The 14,961-nt window shown below is 71.8% G+C and carries 12 protein-coding genes and 1 tRNA gene; 2 read left to right on the top strand and 11 right to left on the bottom strand.

All coding sequences use genetic code 11. The features are described 5' to 3' along the window. On the top strand, positions 1-375 hold a 375-nt coding region (locus LOK55_RS09570), incomplete at its 5' end, for an integrase core domain-containing protein (RefSeq protein ID WP_229935199.1). A 269-nt stretch (positions 376-644) separates the two neighbouring features. Here LOK55_RS09570 and LOK55_RS09565 read toward each other — a convergent pair. From LOK55_RS09565 to LOK55_RS09535, 7 genes are all read right to left on the bottom strand, one after another. Further along, positions 645-2,195 carry an FAD-dependent oxidoreductase gene (locus tag LOK55_RS09565; protein ID WP_229935206.1) on the bottom strand — a complete coding sequence of 517 codons (1,551 nt, stop codon included), beginning with the start codon at positions 2,193-2,195 and terminating at the stop codon, positions 645-647. Then, positions 2,195-3,148 carry an FAD:protein FMN transferase gene (locus LOK55_RS09560; protein WP_374107644.1) on the bottom strand — a complete coding sequence of 318 codons (954 nt, stop codon included), beginning with the start codon at positions 3,146-3,148 and terminating at the stop codon, positions 2,195-2,197. Before LOK55_RS09560 ends, LOK55_RS09565 begins: the two co-directional genes overlap by 1 nt. A 20-nt stretch (positions 3,149-3,168) precedes the next feature. Continuing rightward, entirely contained in the window at positions 3,169-3,690 is a 522-nt protein-coding gene (locus LOK55_RS09555) for an FMN-binding protein (RefSeq protein WP_229935198.1), read from the bottom strand. A gap of 106 nt (positions 3,691-3,796) precedes the next feature. After that, positions 3,797-6,514, bottom strand: coding sequence for an HAD-IC family P-type ATPase (locus LOK55_RS09550; protein ID WP_229935197.1), 2,718 nt, complete (start codon positions 6,512-6,514; stop codon positions 3,797-3,799). A gap of 47 nt (positions 6,515-6,561) precedes the next feature. Further along, positions 6,562-7,593: a ribose-phosphate diphosphokinase gene (locus LOK55_RS09545; protein ID WP_229935196.1), complete on the bottom strand. Its 1,032-nt coding sequence runs from the start codon at positions 7,591-7,593 to the stop codon at positions 6,562-6,564. Beyond that, a complete protein-coding gene (gene glmU / locus LOK55_RS09540) occupies positions 7,571-9,037 on the bottom strand; it encodes a bifunctional UDP-N-acetylglucosamine diphosphorylase/glucosamine-1-phosphate N-acetyltransferase GlmU (RefSeq protein ID WP_229935195.1) in 1,467 nt (488 codons plus the stop codon). Before glmU ends, LOK55_RS09545 begins: the two co-directional genes overlap by 23 nt. Position 9,038: 1 nt before the next feature. Continuing rightward, positions 9,039-9,110, bottom strand: a tRNA-Gln gene (locus tag LOK55_RS09535). Positions 9,111-9,245: 135 nt separating this feature from the next. Between LOK55_RS09535 and LOK55_RS09530 the strand changes: the two genes are divergently transcribed. Then, positions 9,246-9,743: a MarR family winged helix-turn-helix transcriptional regulator gene (locus LOK55_RS09530; protein WP_229935194.1), complete on the top strand. Its 498-nt coding sequence runs from the start codon at positions 9,246-9,248 to the stop codon at positions 9,741-9,743. A gap of 85 nt (positions 9,744-9,828) precedes the next feature. On the opposite strand, the gene LOK55_RS09525 is transcribed toward LOK55_RS09530, so the two are convergent. The 4 genes from LOK55_RS09525 to LOK55_RS09510 are packed head-to-tail and all read right to left on the bottom strand — an operon-like array spanning position 9,829 to position 14,947. Next, entirely contained in the window at positions 9,829-11,076 is a 1,248-nt protein-coding gene (locus LOK55_RS09525) for an alpha/beta fold hydrolase (protein WP_229935193.1), read from the bottom strand. A gap of 24 nt (positions 11,077-11,100) precedes the next feature. Next, entirely contained in the window at positions 11,101-12,945 is a 1,845-nt protein-coding gene (locus LOK55_RS09520; protein WP_229935192.1) for an ABC-F family ATP-binding cassette domain-containing protein, read from the bottom strand. Positions 12,946-12,976: 31 nt separating this feature from the next. Next, on the bottom strand, positions 12,977-13,585 hold the full coding sequence (locus tag LOK55_RS09515; RefSeq protein WP_229935191.1) for a GrpB family protein: 609 nt from the start codon (positions 13,583-13,585) through the stop codon (positions 12,977-12,979). 12 nt (positions 13,586-13,597) lie between these two features. Then, positions 13,598-14,947, bottom strand: coding sequence for a GNAT family N-acetyltransferase (locus tag LOK55_RS09510; protein WP_229935190.1), 1,350 nt, complete (start codon positions 14,945-14,947; stop codon positions 13,598-13,600). Positions 14,948-14,961 lie beyond the last annotated feature (14 nt).

The raw sequence follows: 14,961 nt of genomic DNA, 5'->3' as shown, positions 1-14,961 counted from the left end.
GACGCCCTGCGCGCTGCGGCCCGTGACCGCGGGACGCTGGCCGGCGCGATCTTCCACAGCGACCACGGCAGCGTCTACGCCTCGAAGGCCTACGCAGCCCTCTGCGAGCAGCTCACCGTCGTCCAGTCCATGGGTGCGGTGGGCACGAGCGCCGACAACTCACTCGCGGAGAGCTTCAACGCCACACTCAAGCGGGAGCTCCTCGAAGGGCAGGCGGCGTTCCCGGACCAGGCCACCGCCTACCGGACCGTGTTCCGATGGGCGAACCGCTACAACACCCGCCGACGCCACTCCACGATCGGCCAGATCACCCCGAACAACTACGAGACCGCCTACGCGGAGACCACGTCCGCTACCCTCGCGGAAGCGGCATAACCGAACCGACACCGTGTCCACGATCGAGGGTCAAGGCCCCCTCACCCCGCCCGAAGTGGTCGATCACGACACCTATCCCACCCAGCGCAGACAGGTGGCGCAAACGGCCACCTCATCCCGCCCGAAGCCGTCGATCGCGACACCTATCCCACCCAGCGCGCAAACAAGTGGCGCAAACGACCACCTCACGGCGCCCGAAGCCGTCGATCACGACACCTCTTTCCGGCGACGATGTGACCACGTCGCGGGGGTGGCCAGGCCGGGGCGGCTCAGTAGCCGGAGAACGCGTCGGTCGTGAGGGAGCGCGCCCGCTCCAGCGCGGGAGCGAGGTCGGCGATGAGTCCGGGCGGGCCGGAGATGAAGGCGTGACGCGCCCCGATGTCGGGGACCGCCTGCAGCAGGCCGTCGGCGTCCAGGCGCACGCCCTTGGCCCAGCGCCAGTGCGGCGGGAGGGTGGCCGGCTCGTTGCGGGTGAACACGATGACGGGGATGCCGGCGTCCTCCAGATCCTGGCGGAAGGCGAGCTCCTCGGCATCCGAGGCGACGTAGACGAAGACGATGTCGCGGTCCTCCCCCGACAGCCGCTGGTGCCGCAGCTGCGAGACGAAGGGCGTCACGCCGATGCCGGCCGCCACCATCAGCACGGGCGCCATCGGCCGCGTGGGCAGCACGAAGTCGCCCCACACGCCCGTCACCGCGAGCGTCTGCCCGGGTTCGACGGCGGCGAGGGCCTTCTTGTAGCTCGACTGCGAACCCTCCCGCAGCGCGATGCGCACCTCGGGCAGCTCCTCCGGCGCCGACACGATGGAGAACTCCCGCCGCGTGCCGCGCGCGTCGGGATGCGGGTGCGGCACCTCGAGCTCGAGATACTGCCCCGCGACGAAACGGAACCGCCGTTCGGCGCGGAACGCGAGCTCGCGAACCGTCGGGGTCAGCGGGATGCGGCCGAGGTAGGTCAGCCGGACGGCGGTGCGCACCGCGAAGGCGAACGCGAGCAGGTTGCCGATGAGCAGCGCGCGCTCCTGCCCGAGGCTCACCTCCCCGACGTCGATCGGCCAGCCGGCCAGCACGCCGACGAGGGCCGCGACGGTGAACTGCTGCCAGCGCCGGGGCGGGAGCGTCAGCGGCTCGGAGAGCATGAACGCCCCGAGGAAGAGGAAGGGCGAAGACCACAGGATCTGCCAGAACACGGTGGCACCGTCGAGCTCGAGCCCCACCTGCTGGTACTGCACCGAGGTGCGCACGAATGCGACGGCGCACGCGATGAGGACGAACACCGCCACGACACGCACCTTCTCGGTGCGCACCAGCACGACGAGCCCCAGGATGATGACGGGCGCGGCGAGGCTCGGCGTCCCGACCCACCACGACGACGATCCGAGATCGGGCAGCCAGACGCTCAGCACCGTGAGGACCGCCGCGCCGACCGCCGCGGGGTTGAAGATGTGCCGGCCCTGCCAGGCGAGCAGGTACTTGGATGCCGACGCCACGACCCCGGCGACAGCGAGCCCCACGAGGCCCAGCGGCTCGAGGGTCGGCCGCAGCACGAACAGCAGGATGAGCGTCGTGATGAGCGAGGACTCCCAGCGCCAGGGAGTGCCGAGGATGCGGTGGGCCACGGCATCCGTCGCCGCGCACGCCGCCGCCAGCACTGCCAGCGCGGCCAGGAGCTCCCCCGGCGTGGGGCCGGCGAGGCCGAAGAACGACAGCGCGAACGCGATGGCGGCGAGGGCGGCGAGGGCCAGCACGACGAGCCGGTACATCGAGACCCGCCCGACGACGGCGAAGACGCGGTTCCAGACGACGGTGAGGGAAGACATCACAGGAACAACTCTGCCGTACTGCCGGGCGACCACTCCACGCGGCCGTCGGTCGTCATCCGCACCCACTGCGCGTCGCGCTCGGCCGCGAAGCGGGGACCGCCGTCGAAGAACAGCGTCGTCGCGACCGCGTCGGCGGTCATCGCGTCCGCGGCACGCGCCCACGTGGCCGCGATCGTGCGCACCGGCTCGCCGGTGCGGGCGTCGAGCACATGGTGCAGCCCGGCCCCGTCCGCTCCCGGCCACGCGCGACGCCCCGTCGCGGAGGCGCACAGGGCGGCGTCGCGCACCTCCCACACGCCGATCGCGCGCGTCGGATCGTACGGATGCTCCAGCGCGATGCGCTCGGTGGCACCGGCCACGGCGATGTCACCACTCGCGTCGACGGTCACCGCGCCGACGACCCGGCGGGGCACCTCGGCGAGCACGAGGTCGACGAGTCGTCCCTTGCCGAGCGCGCCGACGTCGATCGTCGCCGGTGCGCAAAGGGTCAGGATGCCGTCGTCCCAGCGCAGCAGGTCGCGCCACGCGGCGGGGGCGGGCTCCGCGCCGCGATCGACGAACCCGTACCCGGCGTCGTAGCCGCGGCGCGCGAGCGCGTCGCCGATGAGAGGGTTCACGCCGCCGTCGGTGGCGGCGGATGCCGCGGCGAACAGGTCGAGCATGGCCACGGCATCCGCGGCCGGCGCGTCTGCCGTTCCGCCGGCGGCGAGCCGGGTGACGAGGGAGTCGGAGCGGAAGCGCGACCAGTCGCGGTCGAAGGCGTCGATCAGCGCGGTGACCGCGGTGCGGGCGGCGGCGTCCAGGGGCTCGGCGGTGTCGATGCGCCACACCGTGCCGATGGCGGCGAACTCCCAGCGCTGCCGCGGCCGTTCCCCCGCGGGCGCGGCCCCCGCCGGTGCGCGGTCCCCCGCCCCGGCCGCCGACGCCCCCGCCTCGGCGGAGGTCGTCACCGGTTGCCCCGCGGCGTGCATCACGCGGCCGCTTCGGCCTTGATCGCCTGAATCGCCTCGTTGAACCCGCCGCTGGTCAGCGAGGAGCCGGCGACGCGCGAGACCGAGATCTCGTCGATGTTCTTGCCGACGACCTCCGCGGAGATGCCCCCGATGAACTTGCTCTGATACTGCTCGGACTCCCGCTTGGTGGGGTTGCCGGTGACCTCGACGTCCGTGATGACGTCATCCTCGAGTGTCACGGTCACCGTGATCGTCTCGACCGATTCGGGTGTCGCATACGAGCCGTCGGCGGTGTAGGTGCCGTCGGCGTACGCGCCGTCGGTCGCCCCGCCCGTCGAGCCGGTGCCGCTCTGCTCCCCCGCCGACGCGGTCGCGGCGGGCGTTGCCGCGTCGGTCTGGGTCGACGCGCTCTCCTCCGCGTCGGCGGCCGAGGCGCAGCCGGCGAGTGTGATGACCCCGAGCACGGATGCGGCGGCGATGCCCGCGCGGGCCGAGGCGCGCGTGCGGCGGGTGGCGGGGACGGCGGTGGTGCGGATCATGATGGTCCTCCTTCTGTCGTGCCCTGCGGTGAGGGTCGGCCCGGCATCCGGCGGCCGGTCGCGTTCCACGCTAACCCGCGTGGCGGCGGTGAAGGCTCGGGAAGACCTATGCGTTTGCATTGAGTGCGGGCGCGGCGGTGGGGCCGCGACGCAGCGCTTTGAGCGCCTCGACGAGGAGGAACACCAGAACCGACATCCCGATCGGCAGCAGCCAGCCCACGAGGTCCACCGGCTCCGAGGCGAAGAGGTCGTTCATGAACGGCAGGTAGATGTAGCCGGCCTGCAGCACGATCAGCACGAGCGCCGACCACCAGATCACCGGGTTGCCCCGCAGCACATCGGCGGTGAGCGAGGTCCGCGCGAGGAACCGGCAGTTCAGCAGATACGCCAGCTGCCCGAGCGCGAGCATCGTGACGGCCTCCGTGCGGGCCACGTCGAGGTCGGCGCCCCGCGCGAGCGAGATGCCGAACACGGCGAGCGTCGCGCCGCCGATGAGCAGCGACACCACGAGGACGAACCCGAGTTCGCGTCCGGAGATGATCGACCCGCCCGGAGCGCGCGGTGGACGGGTCATGATGCCGCGCTCGGCCGGCTCGTACGCGAGGGCGAGCGACAGGGTCACGGCGGTGACCATGTTGACCCACAGCACCTGCACCGGGGTGAGCGGCAGCGTGAGCCCGAACAGCACCGCGACGAGGATCACGAGCGACTGCGCACCGTTGGTCGGCAGCAGGAAGACGACCGACTTGCGCAGGTTGTCGTAGATGCGCCGCCCCTCGGCGATGGCGCTGCGGATTGTGGCGAAGTTGTCGTCGGCTAGGACGATCTCGGCCGCCTCCTTCGTGGCCTCGGTGCCCTTGATGCCCATCGCCACTCCGACATCGGCGCGCGTGAGGGCGGGCGCGTCGTTGACGCCGTCGCCCGTCATCGCGACGACCTCGTGGTGTGCCTGCAGCGCCCGGACGATGCGGATCTTGTGCTCCGGGCTCGTGCGGGCGTAGACGTCGACGTCCCGGACGACCGCCTTCAGCTGCTCCTGGCTGAGCGCCTCGAGCTCGGCGCCGGTGAGGACGCGCACCTCGGCGTCGCCTACGGAGCCGGCCGCGGGGAGCAGTCCCATCTCGCGGCTGATGGCGACGGCCGTGCCGGCGTGGTCGCCGGTGATCATCTTCACGCGGATGCCGGCGGCATGGCAGTCCGCGATCGCCTCGATCGCCTCGGGGCGCGGCGGGTCGACGATGCCCCAGAGCCCCAGGAACTCCAGGTCCACCAGGTCGCTCTCGCTCAGCTCGTCGTCACGCGTGGGCTTGCGGGCGGCGGCGAGGACACGCAGTCCCTGGCCGCTGAGCTCGTCGATCGCCGCTTCCCAGAACGATCGGTCCACCGGCTCGGAGCCGTCGCCGCCGCGCTGTGTCAGCGACCGGTCCAGCAGTCGGTCGGGCGCACCCTTGACGAGGATCACGCGGGCGCCGTCGCCGGCCTCGTTGAGGGTCGCCATGAACTTGTTCGCGGAGTCGAACGGCATGACCGCGAGGCGCTTCGTCCCGGCATCCGTCACCCCGCCCTTCATCGCCGCGACCTTGAGCGCCCCCTCGGTGGGCTCGCCGACCAGGCGCCAGCCGCCCTCGCCGTCGGGTGAGAGCTCGGCGTCGTTGCAGAGGTCCGCGACGGCGAGGATCGCCGCGAGGTCGCGACCGCCGGCCGGGGTGATGCCGCCGTCGGGCTGGTAGCCGAGCCCGGAGACCTCGTAGCGGCCGACGGGGGTCACGATGCGGCGGACCGTCATCTCGTTCTTCGTGAGCGTCCCGGTCTTGTCCGAGCACACCGTCGTGACCGACCCGAGCGCCTCGACGGCGGGGAGCTTGCGGGTGATGGCGTTGCGCCGCGCCATCTGCTGCACGCCGATCGCGAGCGTGATCGTGACGAGCGCCGGAAGTCCCTCGGGGATCGCCGCGACGGCGAAGCCGATCGTCGCCGAGATCAGTTCGGGCATCGGCATCTGGTGCAGGTACCGGCCGATCAGCATCATGACCAGCGCCATGCCGAGGATGACGAGGGTCAGCACCTTGCCGAAGCCGTCGAGCTGCTTCGTCAGCGGCGTGTCGAGCGATCCCGCCTCGCCGACGAGCGCCTGGATCTTGCCGATCTCGGTGGCCGCTCCCGTGCCGGTGACGACACCGATGCCCTGACCGGCCGAGACGATCGTGCCCGAGAAGGCCATCGAGGCACGGTCGCCGACACCGGCGTCGGAGGCGACGGATGCCGTCTGCTTGGACGACGGCACCGACTCGCCCGTGAGGGCGGCTTCGTCGATGCGCAGCTGCGTCGCCTCGACGAGCCGCACGTCGGCGGGCACCTTGTCGCCCGGCATGAGCCGCACGACGTCGCCCGGCACGAGATCGGCGGCGGCGATCGTCGTCCACGTGCCGTCGCGGCGGACGGTGGCATCGGCCGAGAGCATGCCGCGGATGCCGGCCAGCGCCTTCTCGGCCCGCCCCTCCTGCACGTAGCCGATGACCGCGTTGATGACCGCGACGGCCATGATGACCCAGAAGTCGAGCCAGTCCCCCATGACCGCTTTGATGGCCGCGGCGGCCAGCAGGATGTAGATGAGGGTGTCGTTGAAGTGGGACAGGAAGCGCAGCCAGCCGGGTGTGCGCTTCGCCTCCGGCAGGAGGTTCGGTCCGGCGATCTCGCGGCGCGCCGCGGCCTCGTCGGCCGTCAGTCCGTCCGCGCCGACGCGCAGCGCCTCACGCACCTCGGCGGCGTCGAGCGCGTAGGGCCGCGCGACGGTGAGCTGGGCGTCGGTGAGGATGTCGGCCATAGCGTGAATCTACAGCATCCGATGCGGACGGCCTGCCGGCGCAGCGGTCAGGCGTCGCCGCCGAACATGCTTGTGACCGACCCGTCCTCGAAGACCTCTTTGATCGCGCGGGCGAGGAGCGGCGCGATCGGCAGCACGGTGAGCGCGTCGAAGCGCTTCTCGGGCGGGAGCGGGATCGTGTCGGTGACGACGACCTCGTCGATCGCGTCGTCCTGCAGGCGCTCGACGGCCGGGTCGCTGAAGATCGCGTGCGTCGCGGCGACGATGACGCGCTCGGCGCCGTTCGCCTTCAGCGCCTGCGCAGCCTTGACGATCGTGCCGCCGGTGTCGATCATGTCATCGACGAGGAGGCACACGCGGCCGGCGACGTGTCCGACGATCTCGTTCACGGTGATCTGGTTGGCCACGTTCGGGTCGCGGCGCTTGTGGATGATCGCGAGCGGCGCGCCGAGCGAGTCCGACCACTGGTCGGCGACGCGCACGCGGCCGGTGTCGGGCGAGACGACGGTGAGCTTCTCCCGGTCTTCGGGGCTCAGGGTGCGCTGGAAGTACTCCAGCAGCACCGGCTTGGCGAACAGGTGATCGACCGGGCCGTCGAAGAAGCCCTGGATCTGCGCCGCGTGCAGGTCGACGCTCATCACGCGGTCGGCGCCCGCCGTCTTCAGCAGGTCGGCGACGAGGCGCGCCGAGATCGGCTCGCGCCCGCGCCCCTTCTTGTCCTGCCGCGAGTACGGATAGTAGGGCGCCACGACGGTGATGCGCTTGGCGGATGCCCGCTTGGCGGCATCCAGCATGATGAGCAGCTCCATGAGCCACTCGTTCACCGGGGGGCCGAACGACTGGATGATGAACGCGTCGCAGCCGCGGATCGAGACCTCGAAGCGGGTCAGGATCTCGCCCGAGGCGAAGGTGCGGTGCTCGGTGGGCACGAGCTCGGTGCCGAGCGCGAGGGCCACCTCTTCGGAGAGAGCCGGGTGCGAGCTGCCGCTCGCGACGACGAGACGCTTCTTGGTCTTGGCGACCAGTCCCGGCGCGATCCCTCGCTCGACGTCGAGGTCAACCTTCTTCTTGCGCGTCATCGCCCTGTTCCTGTGCGGACCGGGCCCGTGCCGCGGCGTCTGCCGCGGCGGTCCCCGATCGGTGATTCTCGACCCACCCCTCGACGTTTCGCTGGGGGGCGACACTCAAGGCGAGAGCTCCGGGCGGGACATCCTTGCGGATCACCGCACCGGCACCGGTCTTGGCGCCATCTCCGATCCTAACCGGCGCGACGAACACGTTGTGCGAGCCGGAGTGCACCTCGTCGCCGATCTCGGTGCGGTGCTTGGCGACGTCGTCGTAGTTGGCGGTGATCGCGCCCGCGCCGAGGTTGACGCCGCGGCCGATCGTGGTGTCGCCGATGTACGACAGGTGCGGCACCTTGCTGCCCTCGCCGATGGTGGAGTTCTTCGTCTCGACGAACGTGCCGATCTTTCCGCGCGCGTCGAGGATGGTGCCGGGGCGCAGGTACGCGAACGGCCCCACGGTCGCGCCCGCGCCGATGACGGCGAGGGTCGCGTCGGCGCGGCGGACGGTGGCACCCTCCCCCACCTCGCAGTCCTCGAGGGTCGTGTCGGGGCCGATCGTCGCGCCGGAGGCCACGGCGGTGGCCCGCAGGATGTGCGTGTTCGGCAGCACCGTGACGTCGGGGGCGAGGGTCGCGGTGACGTCGATCCAGGTCGTCGCGGGGTCTTGGATGGTCGCGCCCTCGAGCTGCCAGCGCCGCACCGTACGGGCGTTGAGCAGCCGGCCGACCTCGGCGAGCTGGGCCCGATCGTTGACGCCCAGCGTGAGCGACACGTCACCGACGACGGACGCCGCGACGGCGAGCCCCTCGCCGCGGGCGAGCCCGATGACGTCGGTGAGGTACTTCTCCCCCTGAGCGTTGTCGGTGCCCACGCGCGCGAGCTGTGCACGCAGCACGGGCGCCTGGAAGACGTAGACGCCCGCGTTGATCTCGGTGACGGCGGCTTCGGCGGCCGAGGCATCCTTCTGCTCGACGATGCGCTCGACGGTGCCATCGACCCCGCGGATGATGCGGCCGTAGCCGGTCGCGTCATCGAGCACGGCCGACAGCAGTGTCACGGCGGCGTGCGAGGCGCGGTGGTCGGCGACGAGGCCCTCGAGCGTCGCGGCATCGAGCAGCGGCACGTCACCGGAGAGCACGAGCACGTCGCCGTCGAAGTCGGGCACCGCGGCGAGGGCGACCTCGACGGCCCGCCCAGTGCCCGGGGTCTCGTCCTGGTCGACGACGACGACCTCCGGCGAGATGCCGGTGACGGCCTCGGCGACCTGATCGCGCTCGTGGCGCACGACGACGAGCACGTGGCCCGGGGCGAGGTCGCGCGCCGTGTCGAGCACATGGCCGACGAGGGGGCGACCGCCGATGCGGTGCAGCACCTTCGGGAGGGACGAGCGCATGCGCGTGCCCTGACCGGCGGCGAGGATCACGACAGCCAACGAGGCATCCAGGGTGTTCGTCATGCTCCGCCGCCAGGATTCGAACCTGGTCCTCACAGCTCCAAAGGCTGTCGTGCTGCCGTTACACCACGGCGGAACGTCCGCGGGCGCGGACCCGTCCAGTCTGCCATTGAACTCGCGCGCGCCCGAGCCGGACGGGCGCGCCGTGCCGTCGCCGGAACGCACGAACGCACGGCCGCGGTTCGGGCGGCGAACCCGCGATAATGAACGGATGGCCACCGAACACGACGAAGTCGACCGCATCGTCGGCGCGTGGGTGACCCAGCGGCCCGACCTGGACTTCTCGCCTCTCGAGGTGCTCTCGCGCGTCGACCGGCTGTCGCGGCACCTCGACCGGGCGCGGCGCGAGGCGTTCCGCCGCAGCGACCTCGAGCCCTGGGAGTGGGACGTGCTGTCGGCGCTCCGCCGGGCGGGTGAGCCGTACCAGCTGAGCCCGAAGCAGCTGCTGCAGCAGACACTGGTCTCGAGCGGCACGATGACCAACCGCATCGACCGTCTCGTCGGGCGCCGGCTCGTGCGCCGTGAGGCCGACCCGGCCGACGGGCGCAGCGTGCTCGTGACCCTGACCGACGACGGGAAGACGCGGGTGGATGCCGCGATCACCCGCCTCGTCGACGCCGAAGCGGAGCTGCTGGGCGTGCTCTCGCGCACAGACCGCGAACGACTCGCGGGCCTGCTGCGCAAGCTTTCGCTGGGCTTCGACGCCTGAGCCCGGGTTCGCGGGGCGGCTCGCGCCGGAACTCGCGGGCGATAACGGCGCCAAGCGACCCCCGAACGGGGGAAGGCGCGCAGGCTCAGCGCACGCGACGGCCGTGGGCGAGGTCGATGAGGCGCGGCAGCACGTCGCCGGCGCGCAGGCCGTTGTGCTCGTGCTCGCTCGTGATCCACGGGGTGACGCCGGGAAGTAGCCGCACGGTCTCGAGAGAGAACTCGACGGGCACGTACACGTCGTTGACGTAGACGGCGGCCGCGCCGCGGGCACCGGATGCCTCGAGTGCGTCGGCGTCGTAGAGGCGCGGCCATTCGACGTCAGCCACGCGGAGCGCCGCGTCGCGCCACGGCTGCATGCCCGGCACGGTGTCGAACCAGTCGCGGCGCACGTGCTCACCCGTCAGAAGCGTCGGGTCGGCCAGGAAGTCGTCCGGCTCGACGCGGTCGGCCGACCAGCGCGTCGCGTGACCGTCCGCGTAGCTGGACTCGTGGAAGAGGAAGTACAGGGGGTTCCGCGCCGAGAACGGCAGCGCCCTGGCGAGGTCGTAGCGGAACGCGTTGCTGCGCGGATCCGTCTCGAGCAGCCCATAAAGGGTCTGCCACCCGTCGTTCGTCCCCAGCAGCATGCCGAGCGAGCGCAGGCGAGACACCGACACCACCTCGCCGCCCGGCAGCACGATCCCGCCCGAGGCGGCGAGGTCGAGTCGCTCCCGCATCGCGTCGCGGTGACCGGGGAAGCGCCGGTAGTAGCGCTCCGAAGCATCCCGCATCTTGTCATAGGTCAGCGCATAGACCTCGTCGGGATGCCGGCCCACGGCGCTGAGCCCACCCGTGATGTACACGTCATCGAGCGAGTCGGCGTGCGTGCTCAGGTAATGCAGGATCGTGAAGCCGCCGAACGACTGGCCGAGCACGCTCCAGGTCTCCACGCCCAGGCTCTCGCGCACCGCCTCGGCATCCGCCACGATCGCGTCGGCGCGCAGGTGCGTCACATACTCGGCGACGCCCTCCGCCCCGCGGGCCAGATCGTCGTCGCCGAACGGGGTGGATGCCCCGGTGCCGCGCTGATCGAGCAGCACGACCCGGTAGTGGGCGAGCGCGCCGTCGAGCCAGCTCGGCGAGGTCGGCGCATGGAACGCGGGCGGAGCCTCGAACCCCGGGCCGCCCTGCAGAAACACCAGGTACGGCAGGTCGTCGCCGCCCTCGCGGGTGACGACGGCGGCGTGCACGTCGATCGTGCGCGCGTCGGTCGGATCACCCCAGACGAGCGGCAGCGTAACGGTGTGGTCGTCGATGCGGAGGTCGGCCAGGCGGCGGGTCGTGACAGTCACACGACCAGCCTAGACACGCCCCGGTCAGCCGATCTGCTCGGTGAGGGCGAACCAGCGCTCCTCGAGAGCCGCGACCTCGGCATCCAGCTCGCCGATCCGCGCCATCTTCTCGCCGAGGCCCACGTAGTCGGACTGGTCGTGCTCGGCGAGCGCCGTGCGCGCGGCGTCGGCCTGCGCGGTGAGCTTCTCGATGCGCCGCTCGGCCGCGGCGATCTCCTTCTGCGCCGCGCGCAGATCCGCGCCGCTGAGGGCGGGTCCCGCGGATGCCGGTGACGCGGGCGATCCCGCGCCGGCGCCGGACCCCGCGCCGGAGCCACACCCGGCGCCCGCCGTCGCCCGCTCCCGCTCGCGCAGCCGCAGATACTCGTCGATGCCGCCGGGGAGGTGCCGCAGGCGCCCACCCCCGTCCTGCCCCGGGAGCACGGCGTACTGCTGGTCGGTGACCCGTTCGAGGAAGTACCGATCGTGACTGACCACGAGGAGCGTCCCCGCCCACGAGTCGAGGAGGTCTTCGATCGCGGCGAGCATGTCGGTGTCGAGGTCGTTCGTCGGCTCGTCGAGGATCAGCACGTTCGGCTGGTCGAGGAGGATCAGCAGCAGCTGCAGCCGACGCTGCTGCCCGCCGGAGAGATCCTTCACCGGCGTCGACAGCTGCGCCGACGAGAACCCCATGCGCTCGAGCAGCTGCCCGGGGGTGAGCTCCGTCGCCTTCGACCCCGCCCCGATCGTGTAACTCGTCCGCAGCCCCGAGATCACGACGCGCACGGGATCGTTCAGGTGCTGATCGAGCTCGTCCATGCGCTGGGTGAGAGTCGCGACCTTCACCGTCGAGCCGCGCTTCACCCGTCCGCTCGTGGGGGCGACCGTCCCCGCGACGAGCCCGAGGAGCGTCGACTTGCCGGCGCCGTTGACGCCCAGGATGCCGGTGCGCTCCCCCGGCGCGATGCGCCACTCGATGTCCTTCAGCACGTCGCGGCCGCCGTAGGAGACGCCGGCGTCGAGCAGGTCGACGACATCCTTGCCGAGACGCGAGACGGCGAGCGACTGCAGCGATACCTTGTCGCGGATCTCCGGGACATCCTCGATCAGCACGTTCGCGGCGTCGATGCGGAACTTGGGCTTGGCCGTCCGTGCCGGCGCGCCGCGGCGCAGCCAGGCGAGCTCCTTGCGGGCCAGGTTCTGCCGCCGCTGCTCGATGACCGCCGCCTGCCGGTCGCGCTCGACCCGCTGCAGGATGTACGCCGCGTAGCCGCCCTCGAAGGGCTCGACGATGCGGTCGTGCACCTCCCACGTCGTCGTGCACACCTCGTCGAGGAACCACCGGTCGTGCGTCACGACCAGGAGCGCCCCGGCGTTCCGCGACCACCGGGTCTTCAGGTGCTCGGCGAGCCACGCGATCGCCTCGACGTCGAGGTGGTTCGTCGGCTCGTCGAGGGCGAGCACGTCCCAATCGCCCGCGAGCAGCCGCGCGAGCGCGACGCGGCGGCGCTGACCGCCCGACAGGCCCGCGACCGGGCCATCCCAGTCGAGGTCACCGACGAGTCCCGCGATGACGCTGCGCACCGTGGCATCCCCCGCCCACTCGTGCTCGGGACGGTCGCCGACGACGGTCTGCGCGACCGTCAGCGCGTCGTCGAGGGTGTCACCCTGATCGAGCACGCCCACCCGCACCCCGCCGCGGACCGTGACCCGGCCGCCGTCGGGCTCGAGACGCCCGGAGAGCATCGCGAGCAGGCTCGACTTGCCGTCGCCGTTGCGCCCCACGATGCCGATGCGGTCGCCCTCGTCGACACCGAGCGAGACGGAGTCGAAGACGACGCGGGTGGGGAATTCGAGGTGGAGGTTCTCGCCTCCGAGCAGATGTGCCATCCCCTTCAGGGTAGGCGAGTTCCGGCTCTGCTCACCCGAGAAGCCCGGCCGCGCGGAACGCGCGGGCGTAGATCGCGCGGATCACGTCCTGCTTGCGGTCGTTGTACGACATCATGTCCTCGCCGTGCGCGTTCGCCGCCTCCGCCGCGGCGTGCTTGGCAGCGGCGTACTCCGCCCGGTCGTCCGGGTGGCCGCGGAGCCAGTCTCGGAAGATCACGTGACGGACGGGTTCGGGGGTGTCCGGAGACCACACGTGCACGAACGCGCGCGGATCGTCGGCACCGAGCAGCCGGTGGCCGTACCACCACGGCTCGCGCACGCGGAGCGTGAACCCCGCCGCCTCGAGCGCGGGCAGGTAGGCCGGCTCATCCGCCCCGTCAGCGACGGTGAGGTCGATGTCGATGATCGGCTTGGCCGCAAAACCCGGAACGGAGGTCGATCCGACATGCTCGAGGGCGAGCACCCGCTCGCCGAGCGCGGCACGGATCCTCGTCTCGAGCGCGGCGAACCGCTCCGGCCAGGCGGGGTCGGGCGGCACGATCTCGATGTCCCTCGCGGGGGCGGCGCCGCCCACCCACGGGCTCGCGCCCTCCGGCGCGGGCGTGTCGGAGAAGCGGACGATGTCCGCGGGGTCGAGCATGGCGCGCTCCCGTCAGTACCAGAAGCTCAGGCGGGGCGCCTGAACCGTCTGGAAGAGCCGTGCGACGCGCTCCGGGTCATCAGTCTCGATGCGGCCGGCACGGGCGAGCGTCACCGCCGACACCCCGCCGAGCAGCAGCGCCGACAGCTCCGCGATGCCCAGGCGCACGAACGGGATGCCGAGGGGCGGATCGTCCATCGTCTCCACGAAGCCCGAGCCGTCGGCATCCGTCGTCAGCACGAACGGTCCGCCCGCGATCTCGAGCGGATCGACCACGTCGAGCGCGAGCGTGTCGACGACGTCGTAGGTGCGCGCGGCGAGCGCCGCGGGCACGTCGAGGATGCGTACGTAGTGGTGGTCGCGCACCGCGATCTTCGCGGCGCGCTGATCGGCGATCATCCACCACAGCGGCTCGTCAACGGCCAGTTCGCTCGCGCGGAGCGTGCCGATGAGATCCATCGACAGGAAGAAGTGCCAGAGCCCCGCATACGCCTCGTCGGTGGCCGAGAGGAGCAGCGTGAGGTCGACCGTCGACGCGGCGAAGTCATCACGATCCTCGCTCACGCGGTAGAGCGCCAGTCCGTCGATGCCGCCGCCCGGGGCGCGGTACTGCACGACGCGGAGCAGCTCGGGATTCTCCGCGTCGGGTCGGGTGCCGAAGAACCCGTCGAGGTGCCCGCCGGGCATCCCGACCTCGCCGACCGACGTGGGCCGGATGCGCTCGTGGAGCTCCTCGGCGAGCTCGCGCCCCCGCTCGCGGCTCACGAAGTCGACGCGGCCGGGGGCGACGGGCCCGATCCACCCCGCGCGGCGCACGTCGAGCGTCCACGACGTCGAGGCGACGGCGGGGGCGAAGCCGAACCGTCCGTAGATCGACGACTCGCTCACGGTGAGCACGGCCGCCGGCACGTCGCGCTCGGCCGCGGTGCGCAGCTCGCCCGCCATCAGCGAGCGCAGGATGCCACGGCGACGGTGCGTCGGCGACACCGTGACGGAGCTGATCGCGGTCACCGGCAGGGCGCCGCCGGGCACCGTCAGCTCGGCCAGCCACGAGGCGAACGTGGCGACCGGCTCGGTCGGCTGCGCTCCAGTGGGGTCGTACACGCCGATCTTCCGGCGGTGCGCCGTGCGGTCGAAGAACGCCTGGCGCCGCTTCTCGTCGGGCTCGCCGTTGAGAAAACCGCGTGCCACGGCATCCAGCCACCGGTCGACCGGTTCGCGATCGGTGTCGTCGACGCGGGTCACCGCGAGGTGCTGCGCGTCGAGTTCGGCGCGGAGACTCTCGTCGAGCGGGGCGTCGTGCAGGTCGGAGGGGACGTGCAGGTCGGAAGCGTCTGGCCGGTGCAGCGGAGTATCGGTCATGGGGCCACGCTACG

The organism is Microbacterium sp. F2E, assembly GCF_020905435.1.
GTDB classification, from domain to species: domain Bacteria; phylum Actinomycetota; class Actinomycetes; order Actinomycetales; family Microbacteriaceae; genus Microbacterium; species Microbacterium lacticum.
The sequence above is the reverse complement of the archived record's forward strand: the minus strand, read 5'-3'. Positions and strand labels throughout refer to the sequence as shown.

What these genes read in the sequence shown, in the direction of transcription:
- LOK55_RS09550 (WP_229935197.1), bottom strand. Translation starts at nt 6,514, where the DNA reads ATGGCCGACATCCTCACCGACGCCCAGCTCACCGTCGCGCGGCCCTAC.
- LOK55_RS09520 (WP_229935192.1), bottom strand. Translation starts at nt 12,945, where the DNA reads ATGGCACATCTGCTCGGAGGCGAGAACCTCCACCTCGAATTCCCCACC.
- LOK55_RS09565 (WP_229935206.1), bottom strand. Translation starts at nt 2,195, where the DNA reads ATGTCTTCCCTCACCGTCGTCTGGAACCGCGTCTTCGCCGTCGTCGGG.
- LOK55_RS09515 (WP_229935191.1), bottom strand. Translation starts at nt 13,585, where the DNA reads ATGCTCGACCCCGCGGACATCGTCCGCTTCTCCGACACGCCCGCGCCG.
- LOK55_RS09530 (WP_229935194.1), top strand. Translation starts at nt 9,246, where the DNA reads ATGGCCACCGAACACGACGAAGTCGACCGCATCGTCGGCGCGTGGGTG.
- LOK55_RS09510 (WP_229935190.1), bottom strand. Translation starts at nt 14,947, where the DNA reads ATGACCGATACTCCGCTGCACCGGCCAGACGCTTCCGACCTGCACGTC.
- LOK55_RS09555 (WP_229935198.1), bottom strand. Translation starts at nt 3,690, where the DNA reads ATGATCCGCACCACCGCCGTCCCCGCCACCCGCCGCACGCGCGCCTCG.
- LOK55_RS09545 (WP_229935196.1), bottom strand. Translation starts at nt 7,593, where the DNA reads ATGACGCGCAAGAAGAAGGTTGACCTCGACGTCGAGCGAGGGATCGCG.
- glmU (WP_229935195.1), bottom strand. Translation starts at nt 9,037, where the DNA reads ATGACGAACACCCTGGATGCCTCGTTGGCTGTCGTGATCCTCGCCGCC.